This is a genomic window from Myxococcus vastator (assembly GCF_010894475.1).
GTDB lineage: Bacteria > Myxococcota > Myxococcia > Myxococcales > Myxococcaceae > Myxococcus > Myxococcus vastator.
In genome coordinates, this window is sequence record NZ_JAAIYB010000719.1 from 1 (window position 1) to 2,648 (window position 2,648).

General features: G+C 70.5%; 3 protein-coding genes and 1 pseudogene. All 4 read right to left on the bottom strand.

The features are described from left to right. Positions 1–403 (bottom strand): annotated as a pseudogene (locus tag G4D87_RS36490) (hypothetical protein); the annotation flags it as partial. 1 nt (position 404) lies between these two features. Continuing rightward, positions 405–1,181 (bottom strand): enoyl-CoA hydratase-related protein, encoded by a 777-nt coding sequence (locus G4D87_RS36495; RefSeq protein WP_163787402.1) that lies wholly within the window; start codon positions 1,179–1,181, stop codon positions 405–407. A gap of 42 nt (positions 1,182–1,223) precedes the next feature. Continuing rightward, complete coding sequence (locus tag G4D87_RS36500; RefSeq protein ID WP_163787403.1) at positions 1,224–2,072, bottom strand: 3-hydroxyacyl-CoA dehydrogenase family protein; 849 nt, start codon at positions 2,070–2,072, stop codon at positions 1,224–1,226. A gap of 76 nt (positions 2,073–2,148) precedes the next feature. Next, positions 2,149–2,556, bottom strand: coding sequence for a hypothetical protein (locus G4D87_RS36505; protein WP_163787404.1), 408 nt, complete (start codon positions 2,554–2,556; stop codon positions 2,149–2,151). Positions 2,557–2,648 lie beyond the last annotated feature (92 nt).

The window sequence follows — 2,648 nt, forward strand, 5'->3', positions numbered from 1 at the left end:
CTCCCCACAGCCCCGCCCCTTCGGCCAACACTCCGAAGCGCGCCGCGTCAGGAAACGCATACACCCGTGCCCCGGCGAGCACCCGGAAGGCCGACCGCCCCAGCCGGAGCTGCGGCTCCAGGAACGGCGACACGACCAGCGTGGGCCCCGGCACGTCCAGCGGCGGCAGGGCCCACGGGTGGATGGGCCAGGACAGCACCCAGCCCTCCTGGGCATCCGGCCCCCACTCGTAGCGGACGTCGGGGATGAGCGGCTCCAGGAAGCAGCCCGTGTAGAGGCACAGCGTGCGCTTCCAGGACACCAGGACGGGGGCCCGCGCGTCCCCGTCGTCGCCAGAGGCCCGGGCCGGCGTGGCGGCCAGGAGACACGTCAGCAGTCCCCCGGCCGCGAGCCCCTTCACCACGCTACTTCCCGGTGAAGGTCGCGATGCGCTTCTCCAGGAAGGCCTTCATGCCTTCGCGCTGGTCCTCGGAGCCGAACAGGTCACCGAAGGCCTTGCGCTCGAGTTCATTCGCCGCGCGCAGGTCCTGGTCGGCGCCGGCCTCGATGACCTGCTTGGCCTTGGAGATGGCCAGCGGGCTGTTCTTGAGCATCTTCTCCGCCACGGCGCGGCAGTGCGCGAGCAGGCCGTCCGCGGGGAGGACCTCCAGCACCATGCCCAGTTCCTTCGCCTTGGCCGCGTCGATGCGGTCGCCGGTGAAGATGAGCTCCTTGGCGCGGGCGCGGCCCACCAGTCGGGTGAGGCGCTGGGTGCCGCCGAAGCCGGGGATGACGCCCAGGCCGACTTCGGGAAGACCGAGCCGGGCCTTCTCGGAGGCGTAGATGAAGTCACAGGCCAGGGCCAGCTCGGAGCCGCCGCCGAGCGCGAAGCCATTCACGGCGGCGATCGTCGGGATGGGCAGCGCCTCCAGCGCGGCCATGACCCGGTGCCCCAGGGCGCCGAACTCCTGGGCCTGGGCGTCGGTGAGCGCGGCCATCTCCGCGATGTCCGCGCCCGCGACGAAGGCCTTCTCTCCGCCGCCGGTGACGATGAGGACGCGCACGTCCGCGGGCAGGGCCTTCAGCGCGGACTCGAGCTCCTGCAGCGTCTTCGTGTTGAGGGCGTTGAGCGCCTTGGGGCGGTCGATGAAGAGGGTCGCGACGGCGCCCTCCTGCTCCAGCCGGATGTTCTCGTAGGCCATGTTCGAGGCTCCTGAGGTGGAAGTGGGTCGCCGCGTGGCGGCTCAGTACTTGTAGAAGCCGCGGCCGGTCTTCTTGCCGTACCAGCCGGCCTCCACGTACTGCCGCAGCAGGGGGCTGGGGCGGTACTTGGGGTCGCCCAGGCCCTTGTGGAGCACCTCGGCGATGGAGAGCACGGTGTCCAGGCCGATGAAGTCCGCGAGCTGGAGCGGGCCCATGGGCTGGTTGGTGCCCAGCTTCATCGCGGTGTCGATGTCCTCGACGGAGCCCAGGCCCTCCATGACGGCGAAGCAGGCCTCGTTGAGCATGGGGATGAGGATGCGGTTGACGATGAAGCCCGGGTAGTCCTTGGAGACCACCGTCGTCTTGCCCATCTTCTCCGCGAGGGAGCGCGTGGTGGCGTAGGTCTCATCGGACGTGGCGGCGCCGCGGATGAGCTCCACGAGCTGCATCACCGGCACCGGGTTCATGAAGTGCATGCCGATGACGGACTCGGGGCGCCTGGTGTACGCGGCCAGCCGGGTGATGGGGATGGACGACGTGTTGGTGGCGAGCACGCCGCCCGGGCGCACGACTTCGTCCAGGTCCAGGAAGATGCCGCGCTTGAGGCCCTCGCTCTCCGTCACGGCCTCGACGGCGAAGTCCACGTCCTTGGCGTCGGTGACCTTCGTCACGGTGGTGAGGTTGGCCTCGGCGGCCTGCTGCTTCGCGGCGTCGAGCTTGCCCTTCTCCACCAGCTTCTTCAGGCCGGCGCGGATTCGGTCGGCGCCCTTGGCGAGCCCCTCCTTGGAGACGTCCGCCAGCGTGACGCGGAGGCCCGCGACGAGTGCCACCTGCGCGATGCCCGCGCCCATCTGCCCTGCCCCGACGACGACAATGTGTTCCGTTGCCATGGCGTGTACGCACCTTTTGGGTCGGAAAGCGTGAAGTACGGCGTGCGGGCGGCCTTAGCCCACGCCTCCGGGTCGGTCAACGAACTGCGGCGGGCAACTGGAGCTGCCGGACGATGTAGCGGTCCTCGCCGACGACGAGCGGCGTCTCCAGGCGCACACGGGCGTCGCTGCCCTCACGTTTCACGAAGAGCGCCGCAGCCCAGGTGCCCTCGGGCAGGTCCACCTTGTACGCGAGCTCGGGCGGCGGCCCCGAGGGGAAGAACCGCTCCTCGCGCTTGAGGAGCTGGCCCTCCGGGTCGGAGATCTGCAGGTCCACGGCGCGCACGGAGGCCCAGCCCGGTCCCGCGAGCTGGAACGCGACGTCACGCTCGGGCGTGCCCGTCACCTGCCACAGGTAGAGGCCGAGGGCGGCGAGCAGGAGCAGCGGCAGCCGCTTGGCCAGGGCGCTCTTGCGTTCGTTCGGGCGCGGGGCCGGTGCGTCCACCGCTACTCCTTCTTGGTGCGCTTGGCGCCGGGGCGCTTGGCGTTGAGCTCGGAGATGACCACGCTGGGTGCGGCGTAGCGGCGGGGCTTGGA

Bases quoted from the DNA above. Each gene is read 5' to 3' on its own strand.
- G4D87_RS36495 (WP_163787402.1), bottom strand. From the start codon at position 1,181: ATGGCCTACGAGAACATCCGGCTGGAGCAGGAGGGCGCCGTCGCGACC.
- G4D87_RS36500 (WP_163787403.1), bottom strand. From the start codon at position 2,072: ATGGCAACGGAACACATTGTCGTCGTCGGGGCAGGGCAGATGGGCGCG.